Origin of the sequence: Streptomyces aidingensis (assembly GCF_900112355.1) — a bacterium.
Classification (GTDB): domain Bacteria; phylum Actinomycetota; class Actinomycetes; order Streptomycetales; family Streptomycetaceae; genus Streptomyces; species Streptomyces aidingensis.
The window spans coordinates 417,290-437,074 of record NZ_FOLM01000002.1 but is presented as its reverse complement, the minus strand read 5'-3'; the positions used below and the strand labels follow the sequence as shown (position 1 = coordinate 437,074).

The following is a 19,785-nucleotide window of genomic DNA, read 5'->3' as shown; positions in this document are numbered from 1 at the left end:
CGGTTCCCGAACGGCCGGCGCCTCCGGGTGCGGCCCAGACGGCAGAAGCGGGAGCCTACGACGGTCCTGCGACCGGCCGCAAACCATTAATCCCGGGGGCGGGGCGGGCCCGGGGTCAGTGCCCGGAAGTCCCGGGGGCGCCGGGCGCCTCGGGCGCCTCGGGCGTCTGGGGCGTCTGGGGTGTGCGGCCGGTGCCGGGGGCGGGGAGATCGCCCGCGTCCATGATCCGGTAGGCGTAGCCCTGCTCCGCCAGGAAGCGCTGGCGGTGGGCGGCGAAGTCCTGGTCCACGGTGTCCCGGGCCACCACCGAGTAGAAGCGCGCCTCGTGGCCGTCCGCCTTGGGACGCAGCACCCGGCCCAGCCGCTGCGCCTCCTCCTGGCGGGAGCCGAAGGTGCCCGAGACCTGGATGGCGACCGTGGCCTCCGGCAGATCGACGGAGAAGTTCGCCACCTTGGACACCACCAGCACCTTCAGCTCACCGGAGCGGAAGGCGTCGAACAGCTTCTCCCGCCGGGCATTGCCGGTCTCGCCCTTGATCACCGGCGCGCCGAGCCGCTCGCCCAGCTCGTCGAGCTGGTCGATGTACTGGCCGATGACCAGGGTCTGCTGCCCGGCGTGCAGCCGCACCAGCTGCCGGGCCACCCGCAGCTTGGCGTCCGTGGTGGCGCAGTAGCGGTACTTCTCCTCCGGTTCGGCCATGGCGTAGGCCAGCCGCTCGCTCTCGGTGAGATCGACCCGGATCTCCACGCAGTCGGCCGGGGCGATATAGCCCTGGGCCTCGATCTCCTTCCACGGCGCGTCGAACCGCTTGGGCCCGATCAGCGAGAAGACGTCCGACTCGCGGCCGTCCTCCCGGACCAGGGTGGCGGTCAGGCCCAGCCGCCGCCGCGCCTGGAGATCGGCGGTGAACTTGAACACCGGCGCGGGCAGCAGATGCACCTCGTCGTAGATGATCAGGCCCCAGTCGCGGGAGTCGAACAGCTCCAGGTGCGGATAGAGGCCCTTCCGCCTGGTGGTCAGCACCTGGTAGGTGGCGATGGTGACCGGGCGGATCTCCTTCTTGGCGCCGCTGTACTCGCCGACCTCGTGCTCGGTCAGCGAGGTGCGGCGCACCAGCTCGGACTTCCACTGCCGCGCCGAGACGGTGTTGGTGACCAGGATCAGGGTGGTGGACTTGGCGGTGGCCATGGCACCGGCGCCGACCAGGGTCTTGCCCGCGCCGCAGGGCAGCACCACCACGCCGCTGCCGCCGTGCCAGAAACCCTCCACCGCCTGCCGCTGGTAGGGGCGCAGCGCCCAGCCGTCCTCGGCCAGCTCGATCGGATGCGCCTCGCCGTCCACATAGCCGGCCAGGTCCTCGGCCGGCCAGCCCAGCTTGAGCAGGGTCTGCTTGATCTGGCCGCGCTCGGAGGGGTGCACCGCCACGGTGTCGTCGTCGAGCCGCGCGCCGATGAGCGGGCGCACCCGCTTGGAGCGCAGGATCTCCTCCAGCACCGGGCGGTCGGTGGTGGTGAGCACCAGGCCGTGCGCGGGGTCCTTGGTGAGGGTCAGCCGCCCGTAGCGGGACATGGTCTCGGCGATGTCCACCAGCAGGGCCTGCGGCACGGGATAGCGGGAGTGGCGCAGCAGCGCGTCCACCACCTGCTCGGCGTCGTGCCCGGCGGCCCGGGCGTTCCACAGTCCGAGCGGGGTGACCCGGTAGGTGTGGATGTGCTCCGGCGCCCGTTCCAGCTCGGCGAACGGCGCGATCGCCCGCCGGCACTCGGCCGCCCCCTCGTGATCGACCTCCAGCAGCAGCGTCTTGTCGCTCTGCACAATCAGCGGCCCACCGCTCACCCGTGTCTCCCTGTGGTCTGCCCGACATGGCCTGCCCGGCCCGGCGGAACCCCGGCTGACCGGCCGAACCCCCAGTGTCCCCCATCCCCGCAGAAAGCGGACAGCACCGACTCACTCAGAGCTGAACAAGGTTGAACGAGGGGGAACTTGCGCGTGAAAACGCCATCGATGGCCTCTCCTGGGATCTCCCGCGGGCGGGGAAGGGACATAGATTGCGTGGGCTTGGGGGCGGCGTGGCCTTGCCGTGGCTGTCCGTGACAATGACAGGTCCGAGGACTCGGAGGAACGGCCTTGACCGGCGGGGATGGCAGATCGGACGCGCCCGTACTCAGATTCCAGATCATCCGGTGCGGCCCGCCCGCCCGCTACTGCTGGCGGCTGAGCACCCAGAACGGCCGGGCCATCGCGGTGTCCGCGGAGTCCTTCACCTCCGTGGAAGACTGCCGCTCGGGCGTCGAGGCCGCCTGCCGGGACGCGGGCGAACTCGTCACCCTCATCGAACTCAGCCCGGGCGGTTCCAGTTTCCGCTGGCATGCCCGCACCGCCGACGGCCGGCGCATCGCCAGTGCCGCCCGCTCCTACGCGCGGTACTCGACCTGTGTGGTCGCCGGCGAGCGCTTCCGGCGCCTGCTGGTCTCCTTCCTCAAGGCCGGATTACCCGGATGGTGACCACTCAAGGTTCCCCCTCGGTGGCTCCGCGTTCACGATCCGGACCGCGCTCCGCATCCCACCGCTGGAACGGTCGGAACCGCGACGCGGGTAGAGCGGGTCGCACGACCGGTGAGCAAGGGGGAGCACGGTGACCGTCAGCACCACCGAGGCCGCGCCGGCCGCGCGGCGGCTGTCGGCGGACTCCGGCCCGGCCGACCGCGTCTTCCTGGGAACGCTGCGCGGCGGCGGCGGGCTGGTGCTCGTCATCATGTCCTTCGTCGGCGCCTTCCTCACCTACCGCGCATGGGACGCGCTGGGCGAGGCCGGCCCGTCCTTCGTCACCACCGAGGCATGGGAGCCGGACAGCGGCAACTTCGGCATCGCCGCGGTACTGGTGGGCACGGTGCTCATCGCGACCGTGGCGATCTGCCTCTCGGTCCCGCTGGCCACCGGCACCGCGCTGTACATCTCCGAGTACGCCCCGCCGCGGCTGAAGCAGACCCTGATCAGCATGATCGACCTGATGGCCGCGGTGCCGTCGGTGGTCTACGGCCTGTGGGGGCTGTTCTACCTCCAGGGCAATGTCGTCGGCCTCGCCCGCTGGCTGTCCACCTACCTGGGCTGGTTCCCCCCGTTCTCGGTGCCCGGGACCGACCCCGGCGACCCGCTGGCCTCGGCCAGCGTCTACACCGCCTCCACCTTCATCGCCGGCATCGTCGTCGCCATGATGGTCAGCCCGATCATCTGCTCCATCATGCGCGAGGTGTTCTCCCAGGCCCCGGTGGGGGAGCGGGAGGGTGCGCTGGCGCTGGGCGCCACCCACTGGGGCATGATCCGCTCCGTGGTGCTGCCCTTCGGCCGCGGCGGCATGATCGGCGGCACCATGCTCGGCCTGGGCCGGGCGCTGGGCGAGACCATCGGCGTCTACATGGTGATCTCGCCGGTCTTCGAGATCCAGTGGCACGTCCTCCAGCAGGGCGGCAACTCCGTCTCCTCACTCATCGCGCTGCGCTACGGCGATGCCTCCGAGTTCCACCTCTCCGCCCTGATGGCGGCGGGTCTCGCACTGTTCCTGATGACTCTCGTCGTGAACTTCCTCGCCTCCTCCATCGTCGCGCGCAGCAGGTCCGGCGCGCAGACCGGCTGATCTCCGCCGCCCGCCCGCCCGCCCGCACCGCCCTGCCGAGCCGTCCCGCCGAGGAACCGCAGACCGAAGGAGGCGAAACCGACGCATGGCCACCACCGTTCCCCCCGGCGCCCGCGCCGCGGCGTCCGCGACCACCACCCTGCCGGTGCCGCCCGCACCGGGGACACTGCCGCCGCAGCCCCGCCGCCGCACCGGCACCCGGCGGGCCACCGATGTCTACGCCCTGCTGGGCGCCGCGGTCGCCGCGCTCTGCGTCACCCTGCTGCTCTTCACCCGGCTGACCGGCTTCAGCGGTCTGATCGGCTTTCTCGTCACCGCCTATCTGGTCTTCCTCGCCCTCTACCTGCTGCTGGTGTCGCTGGAGGAGGACGGTCCCACGGTCCGCGACCGGCTGGCCTCCGTCGTGGTGCACAGCCTGGCGGCGCTGATGCTGGCCGCCCTGGTGTTCGTGGTGAGCTACACCCTGGTCGAGGGCCGGACGGCGCTGGGGCACCTCAGCTTCTTCACCGAGGACCTGGCCACCGCGGGCCCGCTCGACCCGCTCGACCAGGGCGGTATCCGGCACGCCATCGTCGGCACCCTGATCGAGATCTCCATCGCGCTGGCCATCACCATCCCGGCCGGGCTGGTCTGCGCCCTCTTCCTGAACGAGGTGCCGGGCGCCTACGCCCGCTTTGTGCGCACCATCGTCGAGGCCATGACCGCGCTGCCCTCCATCGTGGCGGGCCTGTTCATCTTCGCCACCGTCATCCTGGCGCTCGGGGTGGACAAGTCCGGGTTCGCCGCCGCGCTGGCGCTGTCGGTGATGATGCTGCCGATCATCATCCGCTCCGCGGACGTGGTGATCCGGCTGGTGCCCGCCACCCTCCGGGAGGCCGCGTACGCCACCGGGGCGTCCCGCTGGCGCACCGTGTGGCATGTGGTGCTGCCGACCGCCCGCTCCGGGCTGACCACCGCGGTCATCCTGGGCACCGCCCGCGGCATCGGCGAGACCTCCCCGGTGCTGCTGACCGCCGGCCTGGCCACGGCCACCAACACCGACCCCTTCCACGGCGCGATGACCTCGCTGCCGCTGGCCGCCTTCGACCTCGTCAAGTCGCCCGAGCCCGCGCACATCGCGCGCGGTTTCGGCGCCGCCGCCGTGCTCATGGTGCTGGTGCTGCTGCTCTTCGTGCTGGCCCGGGTCATCGGCGGGCGCGGGCCGGGGCATCTGAGCCGCCGTCAGGAGCACCGCCGGGTGATCGCCTCCCGCAAGGACCTGACCCGCATCGAGCAGCGCGCCGGCGACCGCCGCCCGGCCGGACCGGCGACGGCGCTGCCGCACCAGAACGACTCAGGGAGAGAACGGTGAAGTCCGTGTACCGAACCGCCCACGGCGGACCGCCGCCGGCCGGCGGCGGCGGCGCCCGGCAGCGGGCGCGGCGGCTGGCCACCGGGCTGGCGCTGCTGCTCGGCCTGCTGCTGGCGGTCGATCTGCCGCACGCCTACGGCGCCACCTACGCCCGGATCAGCGGCGCCGGCTCCACCTGGAGCCAGAACGCCCTCGACCAGTGGAAGAGCAACGTTGCGCAGAACGGCATGCCGGTGGAGTACGAGGGCACCGGCTCGTCCAACGGCCGGGAGCAGTTCAAGCAGGGCACCGTGGACTTCGCGGTGTCCGAGATCCCCTACGGGCTGCGGGACTTCAACACCACCGACCCGCTTCCCGAGCGCGGCTTCGCCTACATGCCCATCGTGGCCGGCGGCACCGCCTTCATGTACAACCTGAAGATCGGCGGCCGGCGGGTCACCGACCTGCGGCTGTCCGGCGAGGTCATCACCAGGATCTTCACCGGGGAGATCACCCGCTGGAACGATCCGGCGATCCGCGCCGACAACCCGGCGCTGGCGCTTCCCGCGCGGGAGATCGTGCCGGTGGTCCGCTCCGACGGCTCGGGCACCACCGCGCAGTTCACCACCTGGATGGCCGACATGCACAGCGGCCTGTGGAACGACTACTGCCGCAAGGTGGGCAAGGCCGTGCCCTGCGGCATGACCTCGTACTTCCCGGTGGCCGGCGGCTCCGGCTTCGTCTCCCAGGCGGGCTCGCTGGGCGTGTCCGGCTATGTCAGCCAGAACTACGGCGAGGGCGCCATCACCTACGTCGAGTACTCCTACGCCCGCAACCGCGGCTTCCCGGTGGCCAAGGTGCTCAACGGCGCCGGCTACTACGTGGAGCCCACCGCCTACTCGGTGGCCGTGGCGCTGCTGCGGGCGGAGATCAACGACAACCCGGACTCCCGCCAGTACCTCACCCAGAAGCTGCAGAACGTCTACCGGGACGACGACCCGCGCACCTACCCGCTGTCCAGCTACAGCTACATGATCCTGCCGACCACCGAGGAGGAGGGTTTCACCGAGGACAAGGGCCGTACCCTCGGCGACTTCGCCGAATACTTTCTGTGCGAGGGGCAGCGGCTGGCCGATCCGCTCGGCTACTCGCCGCTGCCCATCAACCTGGTGCGGGCCGGCTTCCAGCAGGTCGAACGCATTCCCGGGGCGGAGCTGGAGATCGACTACCGGTCCGGGCTGAGCGGCTGCCGCAACCCCACCTTCTCCGCCGACGGCGGCAACGCCCTGGCCGATCTGGCCCCGATGCCGCCCGCGTGCGACAAGAAGGGTGCCACACAGTGCATCGGCAACTCCGGCGGCGGCTCCGGCGGCGCCTCCGGAGGTTCCCCGGGCGGCGGCGGTTCCTCGGGCGGCGGCGCCGGCGGGGGAGCCGGCGGTTCCTCGGGCGGCGGCGGCTCCGGCGGGGGAGCCGGCGGTTCCTCGGGCGGCGGCGGCTCCGGCGGGGGAGCCGGCGGCGCCTCCGGCGGAGCGGGCGGCGCCTCCGGCGGTGCGGACGGCGGCGCGGACGGGGGCGCGGCCGGCGGTTCCTCCGGCGGTGACACCGCGGGCTCCGGCGAAGCGGCGGGCGGCGCCGTGGACGAGCCCGTCATCGACCCCGAGACCGGCGAGGTGATCAGCCAGGGCGGGGACGCGGCCTCCGGCGGAGCGGGCGGGGGCGGCCAGGTCTATGCCACCCCGGTGTCGCTGGAGGACGAATCCCTGTGGGGGCTGCGCACCACGCTGATGCTCGCCTCCGGCGTGATGCTGCTCGGCGTCATCGCCGCCCCGCCGCTCATCGGACGCCACTTCGCCGCCCGCAGGAGGAACCGTGCGCCTGCTTCCTGACCTCCGCATCGCCTCCGGCGCCACGGCGGCACTCGCGGCGCTGCTGCTGGTGCTGCTTCCGGTGCCGCCCGGCGAGCTGCCCGCCCACGCCGCGCAGCCCGAGGACTCGGCGGTGACCGTGCACGGCCCCCGCGGCCCGCACGAGGACTTCTCGGACCTGGAAGTCACCGTGCACCAGACCCGCGACCTGCGCACCCAGGCGGTCCGCATCACCTGGACCGGCGGTGTGCCGACCGACCGGCAGGGCAGCACCTACCGCTCCAACTACCTCCAGATCATGCAGTGCTGGGGGGACGACCCCGCGGGCCCGGACCGGGAGCAGTGCCAGTTCGGCGACTACCACACCTTCGGCGGCGGTACCCGGACCGCCAGCCGCGACTTCGGGAACATCCCGGACTCCGCGGAGGCGGGCAGCCCGTACCAGGAGGCCGGCTGGGTGCCCTTCCGGCCCGTGGTGGGCGACCCCACCACGTCCCCCAAGGACACCCAGTACTTCAACAAGTTCACCAGCAACGAGCAGCCCTTCCTCGACATCTCCGAGGAAGGGGTCGGGGAGACCGTCTTCGAGCTCCAGTCCGGTCTCACCGCCCCCCACCTGGGATGCGGCGTGGTGGCGGAGCCGGGGGCCGCGCCGCGGACCTGCTGGCTGGTCATCGTGCCCCGGGGGGAGCTGGAGCCGGACGGCGTGGAGCCGACCACCGGGACCCTCAACAGCAGCCCGCTCTCGGCCTCCAACTGGGCGCTGCGCATGGTGGTCAGGCTGGAGTTCCAGCCGGTCGGCAACGTGTGCCCGCTCGGCCAGGAGGAGCGGCTGCTGGCCGGCGCCGAACTCGTCACCGAGGCGGTACAGGCCTGGCAGCCCGTGCTGTGCACCACGCTCGGCACCACCTACCGGTTCCAGCAGGCGACCGACGTCCTGGCCCGCGCCCAGGCGGGCACGCCGGTGGAGGGCGGCCCCGGCATGGGATTCACCTCCCGTCCGGTGACCGCGGCCGAGGGACAGCCGCCGGTGGTCAACGCGCCGGCCACGGTCTCCGGGCTGTCCCTCACCTTTGTCATCGACGACGCGGGCGGACGGCCGGTGGAGCGCCTGCGCCTGACCCCCCGGCTGCTGGCGAAGTACCTCACCCACTCCTATCTCCGGACCGTCCCCGATCCCGGACACCTGGCGGGTAATCCCTTCGGTTTCGGTGACGACCCGGAATTCCTGGCGGTGAACAGCCATCTCGAAGGCCGTTTCCCAAGAGGCGCGAACGCGGCGCCGGGAATGATCCTGCCGGAAGGCGATGCGGACGCCTTCGAAATCCTCTGGCAGTGGATCATCTCGGACCAGGACGCGCGGGAATTCCTCTCCGGAACCCCTGACGAGTGGGGAATGCGGGTCAATCCCTATTTTGCGGAGCTGGGTCTGGCCGACGCGCCGTCCAGTGGATTTCCCAAGGCCGATCCGACCACGCGGGCCCCCGCGCTCGCCCCGGAGGGTGTGGAGTACGGGCTGCTGAACCTGAGCCCCTACTTCCGTGACATGCACGAGGTGGCGCGGCAGACGCTGCGCGCGGACAACGGGCAGCGCACCGTCTGGAACCCGCAGGGCACCCCGCCCGGCTGGTCCCGGTCCGGCCCGCAGCAGGTCGGCCAGCGGTTCGTGCTGTCCGTCACCGATACGCCGACGGCGCTGCGCTACGGGCTGCGCAGCGCGGAACTCCGCAACGCCGACGGCACCTGGACCCGGCCGGAACCGGACGCGCTGCTCGCCGCGGCCTCCCAGATGGAGCCGGGCGAGGACGGCCGGGTGCTGGAGCCCGACCCGGGGGCGATGACCGGCGGGGCCTACCCGCTGACCGTGCTCAGCTACGCCGCGGCCTCCACCGCGCTGCCCGCCGAGACCCGCCGGGACTACGCGGAGGTGCTGGAGTATGTGGCCGGACCCGGCCAGGAGCAGGGCATCGGCGACGGACTGCTGCCGCCGGGCTACGCCCCGCTCCCGGAGGAACTCCGCGAGCAGACCCGGCAGGCCGCCGAGCTGCTCCGGTCCGGCCCGCCCGGCACCCCGGGCGGCGGTGGTGCGCAGGGCACGGACGGCGGCACCCCGGGGACACCGGGCACCACCGGAACCAGCGGCACCACCGGTGTCACCGGTGCCGCCGGCGCGGTGGGCTCGGTGGGCGGTGCGGACTCCGGCGGCCCTTCCGCCGGTCCCGGCCCGGCGGGCGGAACCGCCGGCTCCACCGGGGACATGAGCGGGGCAGCCGCCGGGAGCACCGGGGACCAGCCGCCCGGCGGCGACGGGGACGGGGGCGCCGGCGAGGAGCAGGCCGAGGAGCCCGCCGCGCGCGGCGGGACGGACGAGGAACCGGCCGCCGCCGCCGGCGGAGTGCTCACCCCGGAGAACGTCATCGGCGCGATCCGCTGGGTGCTGCTCGCGGTGGTGACCCTCGGTATTCTCGGAGCATTTTCCGGACCCCTGCTGATGCGCATGGGGATATCCCGTTCTCCGACCGGTACGAGGCAACTCCGGGGGGCAAATTCTCAGGCAGTCTGACTGGTCTTGTGTTAACCCGGCGGATAGGCCGGGTTGGTGTACTCGGCAGCTTTATTGCGGTGAAGCTGTAAGTGTTCGCCCGCCGGGCCCGGAAGAAATCTCTGTGGGTCGGGCCCGGACGGCGGACAGGAAAAGCACGTCACCCGTTCTCCCGGAATACCGGAGGAAAATCGTGAACGTGAAATCCGTCAAGCGCGGGGCCTTCGCCGCGGCCGGCGCCGCCGCCCTCGGCCTGACCCTGCTCGCCGCGCCCGCCCAGGCCGACCCGTACGACGGCGCGGGCAACCACGAGTGGCGCCAGTTCGCCATCGTGGGTTCGGACACCACCCAGCAGGTGATGACCGGTCTCGCCGACGGCATCATCGGCACCTCGATCGAGGACCCGGACCTGAACCCGGCCGAGCTGTGGCTGGGCAACTACGACGCCACCCAGCCCGTCGGCTGGACGCCGCCCTCGGGGGTGAACAACGGCGAGATCCGGACCAAGCCCGTGGGCTGGCCGTCCAACTGCGTGATCGACCGGCCCAACGGCTCCTCGGCCGGCATCACCGCGCTGCGCAACGACATCGCCGCCGGCACCGGCTGCGTGGACATCGCGCGCTCCTCCCGCGGGCCCCGCGACACCAGCGGCGACCTGCTCACCTTCGTCCCGTTCGCGCAGGACGGCGTGACCTGGGCCTCCCGGGACGACAGCCCGCTGGCCGGCGAGGACCTGACCCTGGCCGAGCTGCGCGACATCTACCAGTGCACCACCACCAGCCTCAACGGCGTGACCCTGCAGCCGCTGGTGCCGCAGGCCGGCTCCGGCACCCGGGGCTACTGGACCGACCTGATGGGCATCGAGGAGGACCTGTCCGACGCACCCTGCGTCTCGGACAACGTCAGCGGCACCCCGGTGCAGGAGCACGACGGCACGATCCTGTCCGGCAGCGGCCAGATCATGCCCTACTCCATCCCGCAGTGGCTGTCCCAGCTCCACTCCGCCACCACGCAGGTCCCGGACCGGCGCGGTGACTCGGAGCTCAACCTCGTCGCCGGCGCCGCCCCGTACACCGGGACCTCCGGGAACGAGGTCATGAACAGCTCCTTCCCGGTGATCCGCCCGGTCTACAACGTGGTCGAGACCGCCCGGATCGACCCGCTGGACCCGGCCTACGACGCCGACCTGGAGTCGGTCGTGGTGGGCAGCACCTCCGAGGTCTGCCAGCGGACCTCCACCATCACCGGCTTCGGCTTCGCCACCCACCCCAACTGCGGTGACACCTCGCTGACCGCCAACAACTGAGTCGCCTCCGGCAACCGGCGAACTCACCCACCCCCGGCCGGGCGCATCCGGCGCCCGGCCGGGCAGTCCGGGGCGCGGTGAAGCGAACCGCGCTCCGCTCACCGGAAATGGCACACCATGCTCGCATTAAGGGGATTGTCTTCATGAACGCCCATGTCCCGGCCGCCCGTCGAAGAGTGCGCCGTGCCGCCGCAGCCCTGCTGGCGCTCGTGCTCGGCACCGGCCTGGCGGTCTTCGGACTGTCCGCGCCCGCCGCCGCCGCCTCGCTGCCGGGCACCGTCACCCCCGCCGTGACCTCCGGGTCGATCACCGACGCACCGATGTTCGCCGGCGCTTCGGTCGGCGCCGCCTGCCCGGAGAACTACCAGTCGCGGCTCGGCCTGTTCGTGGTCGTCGACGGCTCCGAGCGCAGCCTGGCCGGCATCATCACCGACGGCGCGCCCTACGACCAGCCGTTCTCCTTCACCGTGCCGGCCAACGGCCGCTCGCTCGCCGACCGCATCGGCACCACCGGCGTGGACGGCTCCTACGAGATCCGGGTGCGCTGCATGCCCGCGTCCGGCAGCGCCCACCCGATCGACCCCGCCCTGCACTTCTCCTTTGCCGTGCAGGTGACCGGCGACCAGTGGCAGGTGGCCACCGGTGAGCGCCAGGACACCGAGGTCACCCTGGCCGCCGACCCGGCCGGGCAGATGGTGACCGGCACCACCGCCACCCTGACCGCCACCGTCTCCGACCCGGCCGCCGCCGGCCTGGTCCGCTTCAGCTCCGGCGCCCTGACCTACGGCGTCGCCGAGGTCCTGAACGGCGTGGCGCAGCAGCAGATCACCGCGCCCGCCGTGCCGGGCCCGCTCACCCTGCGCGCGGAGTTCTTCCCGGCCGACCCGGCGTCCTACACCAGCGACACCACCACGCTGGGCTACGCCACCGTGCTCGCCCCCGCCATCGAGGTGCGGGACGCGGACGGCAATGTCCTTCCGGCCGGTTCCGCCATCCCGCTGCAGAGCGACCTCTCCGTGACCGCGGCCGGCTTCCACCCCGGAGAGGCCGTCGAGGTCGCCATCCCCTACACGCTGTCGCAGTACGCGGACACCACCGCCGACGCCACCGGCACGGTCGGCGCTTACGCCCTGACCACCCCGTGGTGCCTCGTGGACCGGAAGATGACGCTCAAGCTCACCGGCGTGCAGAGCGGCATCACGGTCACCTACACCTTCCAGGCCGACTGCCTCTGCTGACCACGGTGAGAACGATCATGTGCCGCTGTGCGTGATCACAGCCGGGCGCCCTGGGAGGCGCCCGGCTGCACCCGTGTTCCCCCCCCCACCCGCACCACCACGACACCCATCCCTGTTGACCCACTGAGGACACCCTGATGCGCACAACAAGAAAGCGGGCCCGGCTCGCACTCCTGACGATCCTGGCGACCCTGCTGGGGTCGGCCGCCGTGGTTCTGGGCAGCACGGGTACCGCCCACGCGGCACTCGCCGGCGACTTCGTGCCGGCCGAGACCGAGGGCTCCACCACGGCCAGCCCGATGTTCTCCTCCGCCACGGTCTCCCAGCCCTGCCCGGCCGACTACCGCAGCGGCCTGGTGGTGCTGGTCGTCATCGACGGCTCCGAGTACAGCCTGAGCGGCGTCATCCGCGACGGCGCGCCCTACGACGAGCCCTTCACCTTCTCCATCACCACCGGCGACCGGTCCCTGAAGTCCCGGCTGGACGCCAGGAGCGCGGGCGACGGCACCTACGAGATCCGGGTGCGCTGCTGGCCCGACACGGGTGTGGCGGTGGACGCCGCCCAGCACTTCGCGTTCCAGGTCCAGGTCTCCGGGGAGAGCTGGACGCTGGTCCGGGAGGAGCCGGAGGAGACGCAGGTCGCGCTGTCCGTCGAACCGGCCGGCCACTCCGTGATCGCCAAGGAGGCCACCCTCACCGCGACGGTCACCCCGGCTGCGGCCGAGGGACATGTGCGCTTCCAGTTCGGCGCCCAGGTGGTGGCCGCGGCGGTCCCGGTCACCAACGGCACCGCCACCACCACCTACACCGCCCCGGAGAACCCCACGACCGGTGAGTTCCGGGCCGTGTTCACCCCCAGTGACCCCGGCGCCTACGGCGCCGCCACCTCCGACCCGGTGCCGTACGCGGTCGTCGACGAGACCTCCGTCACGGTCCGCGACGAGGACGAGAATGTGCTGCCGGAGGAATCCGTGCTGGAGGCCGGGCAGAGCCTGCTGGTCTCCGCCGAGGGCTTCTACCGGAACGAGGCCGTGCGGATCACCCTGGCGGACAGCGAGGCCGCCTTCCCCGAGGCCACCGCGGACGGCAGCGGCGCGGTGAACCTGCACCGGATCGGCCTCCCCGGGGACCTGGCCGACGGCGACCACACCCTCCGGGTGACCGGCGCCACCAGCGGCATCACCATCGGCTACCCCTTCACCATCGGCGAGGGAAACGGGACCGAGGGCGGACAGAACGAGGGCTCCACCGAGGGTGAGACCGAGGGTTCGACCGAGGGTGAGACCGAGGGCGGGGAGAACGAGGGTTCCACCGAGGGTGAGACCGAGGGCGGCGAGGCCCAGGGCTCCACCGAGGGGGACAGCGGAGGCGGCCTCGGCGGCGCCGCCGGCGCCCTGGGCGGCGTCTCCGGCGGCGACACCGGACTGAGCGGCGGCTCCGCATCCGGCGGGCCCACCCCCCACGGCGGCGGCGGCCCGCTGGCCAACACCGGTGCGGACATCATGGGCTTCGCCTTCCTCGGCCTGCTGATGGCCGGCGCGGGCGTGGTGCTGGTGGTCCGCGCCCGCCGGCTCAACCGTCCGCTGCTCAGCTTCGGCACTGCCCGCCAGGGCTGACCGCCGGAGCCTGCCGGCCCGCCCCGGCCCGCCGGCCGGGGCACCCGCGGCGGCGGGGCCGGCCCTTCCCTCCTCGCCCGAGAACCGGCCCCGCCGCCCCCGTCCGCCCCGACACCCCTCCACACACCGGAAGGTGCCCGCAGTGCCCGCCGTACCCGCAGTGCCCGCACCGATGTCTCCCGCCGACCCGGCGGTGCCGTCGCCCCCGCCCGCCGACGCACAGCAGGAGCGGCAGCCGCTTCCCGACGCGCGGTTCGCGGTCCCCGGCGCCGCCCTGCTGATCCTGGCCGCCCTGCTGCTCGGCTTCGCCGCCAACCTCACCGTGGTCAGCCACTTGCAGCACGCCCGCGCCCAGCAGACCGGCTTCGCGGAACTGCGCGAGCAGCTCGCACTGGGCACCGCGCCGGTCGGCCAGACCGACTATCGCGGCCACCCCCTGGACCCGGGAGCGCCGGTCGCCCTGCTGCGCATCCCCGCGCTGGACCTGCGCGAGGTGGTGTTCGAGGGCACCACGCCCGGCGTGCTGACCGCGGGACCCGGCCACCGCCGGGACACCGTGCTGCCCGGCCAGGCCGGCACCAGCGTGCTGATGGGACGTCAGTGGGCGTACGGGGGACCGTTCCGCGAACTCCACACCCTCGCCGTGGGCGACACCGTAGAGATCACCACCGGCCAGGGCGAGCACGTCTACCGGGTCACCGGCCTGCGGTACCCCGGCGACGAGGTGCCGGCGCCCGCGGGGGAGGGCGAGGGACGGCTCACGCTGATCACCGCCACCGGGGGCCCGTACACCCCGTCCGACGCGCTGCGGGTGGACGCCGAGCTGACCACCGGCGTCCAGCCCGCCCCGGCGCGGATCTTCCCGGTCGGCTCCCTCGGCCCCGGCGAGGAGACCCTGGAGGGCGACAGCCGGGTCTGGATCCAGGTGCTGCTGTGGAGCCAGGGCCTGCTGCTCGCCGCCCTGGCCGTGACCTGGGCCTACCGCAACTGGGGTCGTGCACAGGCGTGGATCGTCGGGGTCCCGCTGCTGGGCGGCCTGTCCGTCGGGCTCTCCGGCGCCCTCACCATGCTGCTGCCCAACCTGCTGTGACCCGCGCCGCCCGCCCCGCACCCCTGCCGCCCGGCCCTTACGCCCGTACCCGCACCGACCGAAGGGGACGCACCTCATGACCGTGCCGACGCCCGACACCGAGACCACCATCCCGCTGCCCAGGAGCGGTGACGAGGACCCGGACCCGGCGGGTGTCCCGCCCGCCCCCGGCACCGGGCCGGCGTCCCTCCGGGCCCGCTCGGTCTCCGCCTGGTTCGGCAGCCACCAGGTGCTGGACCGGGTGTCCCTGGACATGCCGGCCCGTCGGGTGACGGCCCTGATCGGCCCCTCCGGCTGCGGCAAGTCCACCTTTCTGCGCATCCTCAACCGCATGCACGAGCTGATCGCCTCCGCCTCCCTGGCCGGCGAGGTGCTGCTGGACGGCGAGGACATCTACGACCGGGGCCGCCGCATCACCCACGCCCGACGTCAGATCGGCATGGTCTTCCAGAAGCCCAACCCCTTCCCGGCCATGTCCATCTACGACAACGTGGTCTCCGGGCTGCGGCTGAACGGCCGGCGCGCCGGCCGCGGGGAGAAGGACGCCCTGGTGGAGGAGTGCCTGACCAAATCCGGCCTGTGGAAAGAGGTCCGGGACCGGCTGCGCCAGCCCGGCGGGGCGCTCTCCGGCGGCCAGCAGCAGCGGCTGTGCATCGCCCGCTCGCTGGCCGTGCGCCCCCGGGTGCTGCTGATGGACGAGCCCTGCTCGGCGCTGGACCCCACCTCCACCCGCCGGATCGAGGAGACCATCGCCGAACTCTCCGAGGAGGTGACCATCGTGATCGTCACCCACAACATGCAGCAGGCGCAGCGGGTCTCCCAGCTCTGCGCCTTCTTCCTGGCCGAACAGGGCACCCCCGGCGTCATCGTGGAGCACGGGCCGACCACCGCCATGTTCCGCTCCCCGCGGGATTCCCGCACCGCCGACTACGTCCAGGGCCGCTTCGGCTGACCGCGCCCGGCGGCTACTCGGTGAGCCGCCGCTTCTGCACCTTGCCCATGTGGTTGCGGGGGAGACCGGCGACGAAACGGATCTCGCGCGGGCGCTTGTGCGCCGAGAGCTGCCCGGCGACATGCCGCACCAGCTTCTCCGCGACCAGGTCCGCCGGTTCGGCCGCGAAACCCTCCCGGCGCACCACGAAGGCGACGACGCGCTGGCCGAGGTCGGGGTCGGGGAGGCCGACGACGGCGGCTTCGGCGACGGCCGGGTGGCCGAGCAGCGCGGTCTCGATCTCCCCGGCCCCGATGCGGTAGCCGCCGGACTTGATCAGATCGGTGGACTTGCGGCCGACGATCCGGAAGTGGCCGTCGCCGTCCATGGCGGCGACATCGCCGGTGGGGAACCAGCCGTCCGGGGTGAGCGGGTCCGGGCGGCCGAGGTAGCCGTCGAAAAGGGTGGCGCCCCGCACCTGGAGATCGCCCGGGGTGGAGCCGTCGGCCGGCGCCGGCTGCCCGGCGTCGTCCACGATCCGGGCCTGTACGCCGGCGATCGGGGTGCCCACCCGGCCGGGACGGCGCTGCCCGTCGGCCCGCTGGGCCAGGGTGATCAGCGTCTCCGTCATGCCGTACCGCTCGACCGGGGTGTGGCCGGTGTGCCGGGCCAGTTCCCGGGCGACCGGCACCGGCAGCGGTGCGCTGCCCGAGACCAGCAGCCGGGCCGGGGCGAGCGCCCGCGCCGATGACGGATCGGCGGCGATCCGGGACCAGACCGTGGGCACCCCGAACAGCAGGGTGCCGCCCCGGGCGGTGACCGCCCCGGCGTAACCGGCCGGGCCGGGCCGGAGGGTGTGCACCAGCGGGCTGCCGGTGCGCAGCGCGCCCAGCACGCCGAGGATCAGCCCGTGCACATGGAACAGCGGCAGCCCGTGCACCAGCACGTCCTCCGGGGTCCAGGCCCAGGCGTCGGCCAGGCCGTCCAGCCCGGCGGCGATCGCCCGGCGGGACAGCAGGGCGCCCTTGGGCGGGCCGGTGGTGCCCGAGGTGTACATGATCATCGCCACCGCGTCGGCCGGGGGCTCGGGGCGGACGGTGGCGGAGCGGGCGCCCGGCTCCACCGGCACGGCCTCGACCGGCAGGCCGTCCACCGGCTCGCCCAGCCAGAGCGCGGCCCCGGAGTCGGCCAGCAGATGGGCGCGCTCGGCGGCCCCCGAGTCCGGCCCCACCGGAACCACCGGCACCCCGGCCAGCAGACAGCCGGTGACCGCCACCACGGTGCGCAGATCGGCGGCGGCGCGCACGGCGACCGCGGGCGCGCCGTGCACCCGGTCCGCGACCGCCGCCGCGGCGGCGAACAGCTCCTCGCGGCCCAGAGCGGCGTCCCCCACGGTCACCGCGGGCCCGTCGAGATCCGGGTGCGGCGGCAGCAGGGGACCGTCGGCGGGAATGGTCATCGTGGTCCTCCACATTCGGTCGGGGGCGGCGCCGGGGAGGGGCCACGGCAAGCCTCCCCCACCGGCCTGGAGCGGGACCGCGGTTACCGCTATGGCGGCCGGGCCGCCCAGCCGCACAGCCGCCCAGCCGCCCGGCCGCCCGGCCGTCCGGCCGTCCGGCCGTCCGGCGTCGCTACGGCTCGGTGCCGAGTGCGGCGGCGCCGGTGATGCGGTGCAGCGGGTAGGTGCGGATCTCCTCGGCGGTGTGGTCGAAGGCGGTGACCAGGCCGCCCTCCACCCGCACCGGGGCCAGCACGCGCCGGCCGGCCACGCCGTCCGCGCCCACATAGCCGATCCGGACCAGGCCGCCGTGGTGTGCGGCGGCGCGCAGCGTGGACAGGGTCTCGGCCGCGGTCCGGCGCGGCAGCTCCAGATCGGTGACACCCTCCGGGACGGCGGCGGACGGGGCCGCGGCGGCCGGGGCGGCGGTGGCGGCGTGGTCCCCGGCGCGGACCGCCCGCACCGCGGCGGCCAGCAGCCGCCGGTCGGCGGGCGGCGGGCCGTCGGGCACCGGCTCGGGGGCGGACCGCGGGGGCGTGCGGTGCGCGGCGCGGCGCGGGGCCAGCACCGCGCCCTCGGCGGACTCGGCGGCCGGGGCGTGGCCCAGTTCCCGCAGCCGCTGCAGCAGCACCTCGGGTGCCACCGGGGAGAGCAGCACGGTGGGGGCCAGCCGGCGCAGCCGCAGGGCGGCGGCCCGGCGGTCGGCGAGAAGCTGGGTGAGCAGCGTCTCGTCGTCGCAGCGCAGATAGCTGGTGGCGGCGCCGACCCGGAGCAGGCCGTGCTTGCGGGCCACGTCGTCGATCAGATAGGCGAGCGGCTGCGGCACCGGGGTGCGGGAGTGGCGGGCCAGGAACTCGCGCAGCTCGGCGGCGGACCAGCCCGCGTCCAGCGCGCGGCGCACCGAGCCGGGCGCGAAGCGGTAGACGGTGGCGCCGCCCTTGGACTCGATGTCGGCGGCCACGGCCAGCGCCTGCGCCAGCTCGCGCCGGAGCGGCCCGGGCGCCACGGCGGTCAGATCCGCCTGGAGCAGCACCTCGTCCAGCGGCTCCGGCAGCAGCGGCGCGAGCAGTGCGGCGCTTTCGGCGAGCGCGGCCGCCACGGCGGCCTCCGGATCCGGCCCGGCATCGCCCGCGGCCCCCCGGGCCGCGGCGGGGGCGGCCGGGGTGTCGTCGGGGGTGAGGGCGGCCAGCAGGGGCCGGACGGGGGCGGCCGGTGCGCCGCGGCCGGTGACGCCGAGCCGTTCGGCGTCGGCCAGGACGGCGGCGGTGAGCAGGGTGTGCAGCTCCTCGGGCATGCGGCGCGGGGCCTCCCAGCGCAGCCGGTGCCGCACCGCCTCCGGATCGGCCGCGGCGCCCGGCTCCAGCGCCGTCAGCAGCCGCAGCGCGGCCAGCCGCAGTTCCGCGGCCGGGCCGCGGTCCAGGCCGGGGCCCAGGGCGACCGGGGGCCGCTGGTCGCGGCCGGCCTGCCCCGCCGGGCCCCCCGGGCCCGCCGGGGCGGGCGGGCGGCGGCCGATCAGGCCGGGCACCCGGGTGGTGCGCAGCCAGGCCAGGACCAGCGCGGCCCAGCGCCGCTCGGGCGGCAGCTCGCGCCATTCGTCGGCGGCCGGGGTCGGGGCCCAGCGCTCGTCGGCCTCGCCGTCGGAGGCCACCAGCCCGGCGGCATAGGCGAGTTCGGCCCAGAACGCGGCCTCCGCCGCCGGCAGCTCCAGCGTGGTGGCGAGCCTCCGCAGATCGCGCACGCCCAGCCCGCCGGCCCGCAGCACCGCCGGGCCGTCCTGCTCCCAGCGGCTCAGCAGTTCCTCCACCACGGTCAGCGCGGTGTGCGCCTGCCCGGCCGCGGCGCGGTCCACCTCCTCGGGGGTGTACCGGGCGCGCACCGTCACCTCGGGCGGCAGCGGGCTCGGTGCGCGGTGCGCCCGGCCGCCGCGCAGCGTCAGCGCGGCCTCCCGGGGCAGCACCACCGTCATCCCGCCGGAACGGGCGCCGGTGCCGCCGCTGCTGCCCGCGGGGCCGCCACCGTTCACCGGGATCAGCAGGCCGCGCTCCAGCAGCCAGCGCAGATGCGGCGCCGGCTGCGGCGACAGCTCGCCGTACGGCGGCCCCCAGATCAGTTTCTCCAGCGCCGCCCGGGCCCGCTCGGGGGCGACGGCCAGCAGCTTGTCCAGCTGCCGCGGGTCGGCGAACAGCTCCTCCAGCCCGCGCAGCGCGCTCACCGGGTCATGGGTGGACGGCAGCCCGGTGGCGGCCAGCAGCTCCTGCATCCGGCTGGGCGGGAAGCCGGCGGTGGCCTCGGCCAGGGTGGGCCCGAGGCCGGTGGAGCCGGGACGGCCGGGCGAGGGCGCCAGCAGCTCCCGGGCGGTGCGCACCAGCCGCAGGGCCTGGTCCGGGCCCCAGAGCAGGGCCCGGCCGCGCAGCGCGGCCAGCGCGGCGGGCAGCCGCCGTTCGCCGCCGGGCAGCAGCCGGGCCAGGGCCTCGGCCGGGCAGGGCTGGGCGGCCACGGCCAGCGCCTCGGCGGTCTGCAGGGTGAAGGTGTCCAGCCGTTCCAGGGCGCGCAGCACGGAGGGCCGGGTGCCGGCCCGGGCGGCGAGCCGGGACAGATCCCCGGGCAGCGGCGAGAGCAGGTCCGGGCGCAGCCGCAGCAGCTCGGCCAGCGCGTCGTCGGGCAGGGCGCGCAGCTCGTCGGCGAGGGTGCGCGGCGCGCCACCGCGGTTGTCCGTGCTCATCCGCTCAACGGT

13 protein-coding genes are annotated in these 19,785 nt (G+C 74.2%); 10 read left to right on the top strand and 3 right to left on the bottom strand.

The features are described 5' to 3' along the window. Positions 1-115: 115 nt before the first annotated feature. Positions 116-1,837, bottom strand: a complete 1,722-nt coding sequence (locus BM242_RS06465) for a DNA repair helicase XPB (protein ID WP_245833864.1) — start codon at positions 1,835-1,837, stop codon at positions 116-118. 291 nt (positions 1,838-2,128) lie between these two features. On the opposite strand from BM242_RS06465, the gene BM242_RS06460 reads away from it, so the two are divergent. The 10 genes from BM242_RS06460 (at position 2,129) to BM242_RS06415 (ending at position 15,574) form a co-directional block, all read left to right on the top strand. Beyond that, a complete protein-coding gene (locus BM242_RS06460) occupies positions 2,129-2,506 on the top strand; it encodes a hypothetical protein (RefSeq protein ID WP_093837678.1) in 378 nt (125 codons plus the stop codon). 130 nt (positions 2,507-2,636) lie between these two features. Continuing rightward, positions 2,637-3,635, top strand: coding sequence for a phosphate ABC transporter permease subunit PstC (pstC, locus tag BM242_RS06455; protein ID WP_217652386.1), 999 nt, complete (start codon positions 2,637-2,639; stop codon positions 3,633-3,635). A gap of 85 nt (positions 3,636-3,720) precedes the next feature. Next, positions 3,721-4,986 carry a phosphate ABC transporter permease PstA gene (gene pstA / locus BM242_RS06450; RefSeq protein WP_093837677.1) on the top strand — a complete coding sequence of 422 codons (1,266 nt, stop codon included), beginning with the start codon at positions 3,721-3,723 and terminating at the stop codon, positions 4,984-4,986. Next, the gene (gene pstS / locus BM242_RS06445; RefSeq protein ID WP_217652384.1) at positions 4,983-6,851 is read left to right on the top strand and encodes a phosphate ABC transporter substrate-binding protein PstS; all 1,869 of its coding nucleotides are present in this window, start codon (positions 4,983-4,985) and stop codon (positions 6,849-6,851) included. The genes pstA and pstS overlap by 4 nt, the downstream gene beginning before the upstream one ends. Beyond that, entirely contained in the window at positions 6,835-9,393 is a 2,559-nt protein-coding gene (locus tag BM242_RS06440; RefSeq protein WP_093837676.1) for a hypothetical protein, read from the top strand. Before pstS ends, BM242_RS06440 begins: the two co-directional genes overlap by 17 nt. Positions 9,394-9,565: 172 nt before the next feature. Beyond that, positions 9,566-10,678: a type 2 periplasmic-binding domain-containing protein gene (locus BM242_RS06435; protein ID WP_093837675.1), complete on the top strand. Its 1,113-nt coding sequence runs from the start codon at positions 9,566-9,568 to the stop codon at positions 10,676-10,678. A 143-nt stretch (positions 10,679-10,821) separates the two neighbouring features. Beyond that, a complete protein-coding gene (locus BM242_RS06430) occupies positions 10,822-11,916 on the top strand; it encodes a hypothetical protein (protein ID WP_139238279.1) in 1,095 nt (364 codons plus the stop codon). Positions 11,917-12,053: 137 nt separating this feature from the next. Beyond that, positions 12,054-13,532 carry a hypothetical protein gene (locus tag BM242_RS06425; RefSeq protein ID WP_093837673.1) on the top strand — a complete coding sequence of 493 codons (1,479 nt, stop codon included), beginning with the start codon at positions 12,054-12,056 and terminating at the stop codon, positions 13,530-13,532. Positions 13,533-13,674: 142 nt separating this feature from the next. After that, positions 13,675-14,622 carry a sortase gene (locus tag BM242_RS06420; protein ID WP_139238278.1) on the top strand — a complete coding sequence of 316 codons (948 nt, stop codon included), beginning with the start codon at positions 13,675-13,677 and terminating at the stop codon, positions 14,620-14,622. Positions 14,623-14,698: 76 nt separating this feature from the next. Next, entirely contained in the window at positions 14,699-15,574 is an 876-nt protein-coding gene (locus tag BM242_RS06415; protein WP_093837671.1) for a phosphate ABC transporter ATP-binding protein, read from the top strand. A 13-nt stretch (positions 15,575-15,587) separates the two neighbouring features. On the opposite strand, the gene BM242_RS06410 is transcribed toward BM242_RS06415, so the two are convergent. Together BM242_RS06410 and BM242_RS06405 are read right to left on the bottom strand one after the other, a co-directional pair. Continuing rightward, entirely contained in the window at positions 15,588-17,012 is a 1,425-nt protein-coding gene (locus tag BM242_RS06410; protein WP_093837670.1) for an acyl-CoA synthetase, read from the bottom strand. A gap of 172 nt (positions 17,013-17,184) precedes the next feature. Beyond that, positions 17,185-19,773: a helicase-associated domain-containing protein gene (locus tag BM242_RS06405; RefSeq protein ID WP_093837669.1), complete on the bottom strand. Its 2,589-nt coding sequence runs from the start codon at positions 19,771-19,773 to the stop codon at positions 17,185-17,187. Between the last annotated feature and the right edge of the window lie 12 nt (positions 19,774-19,785).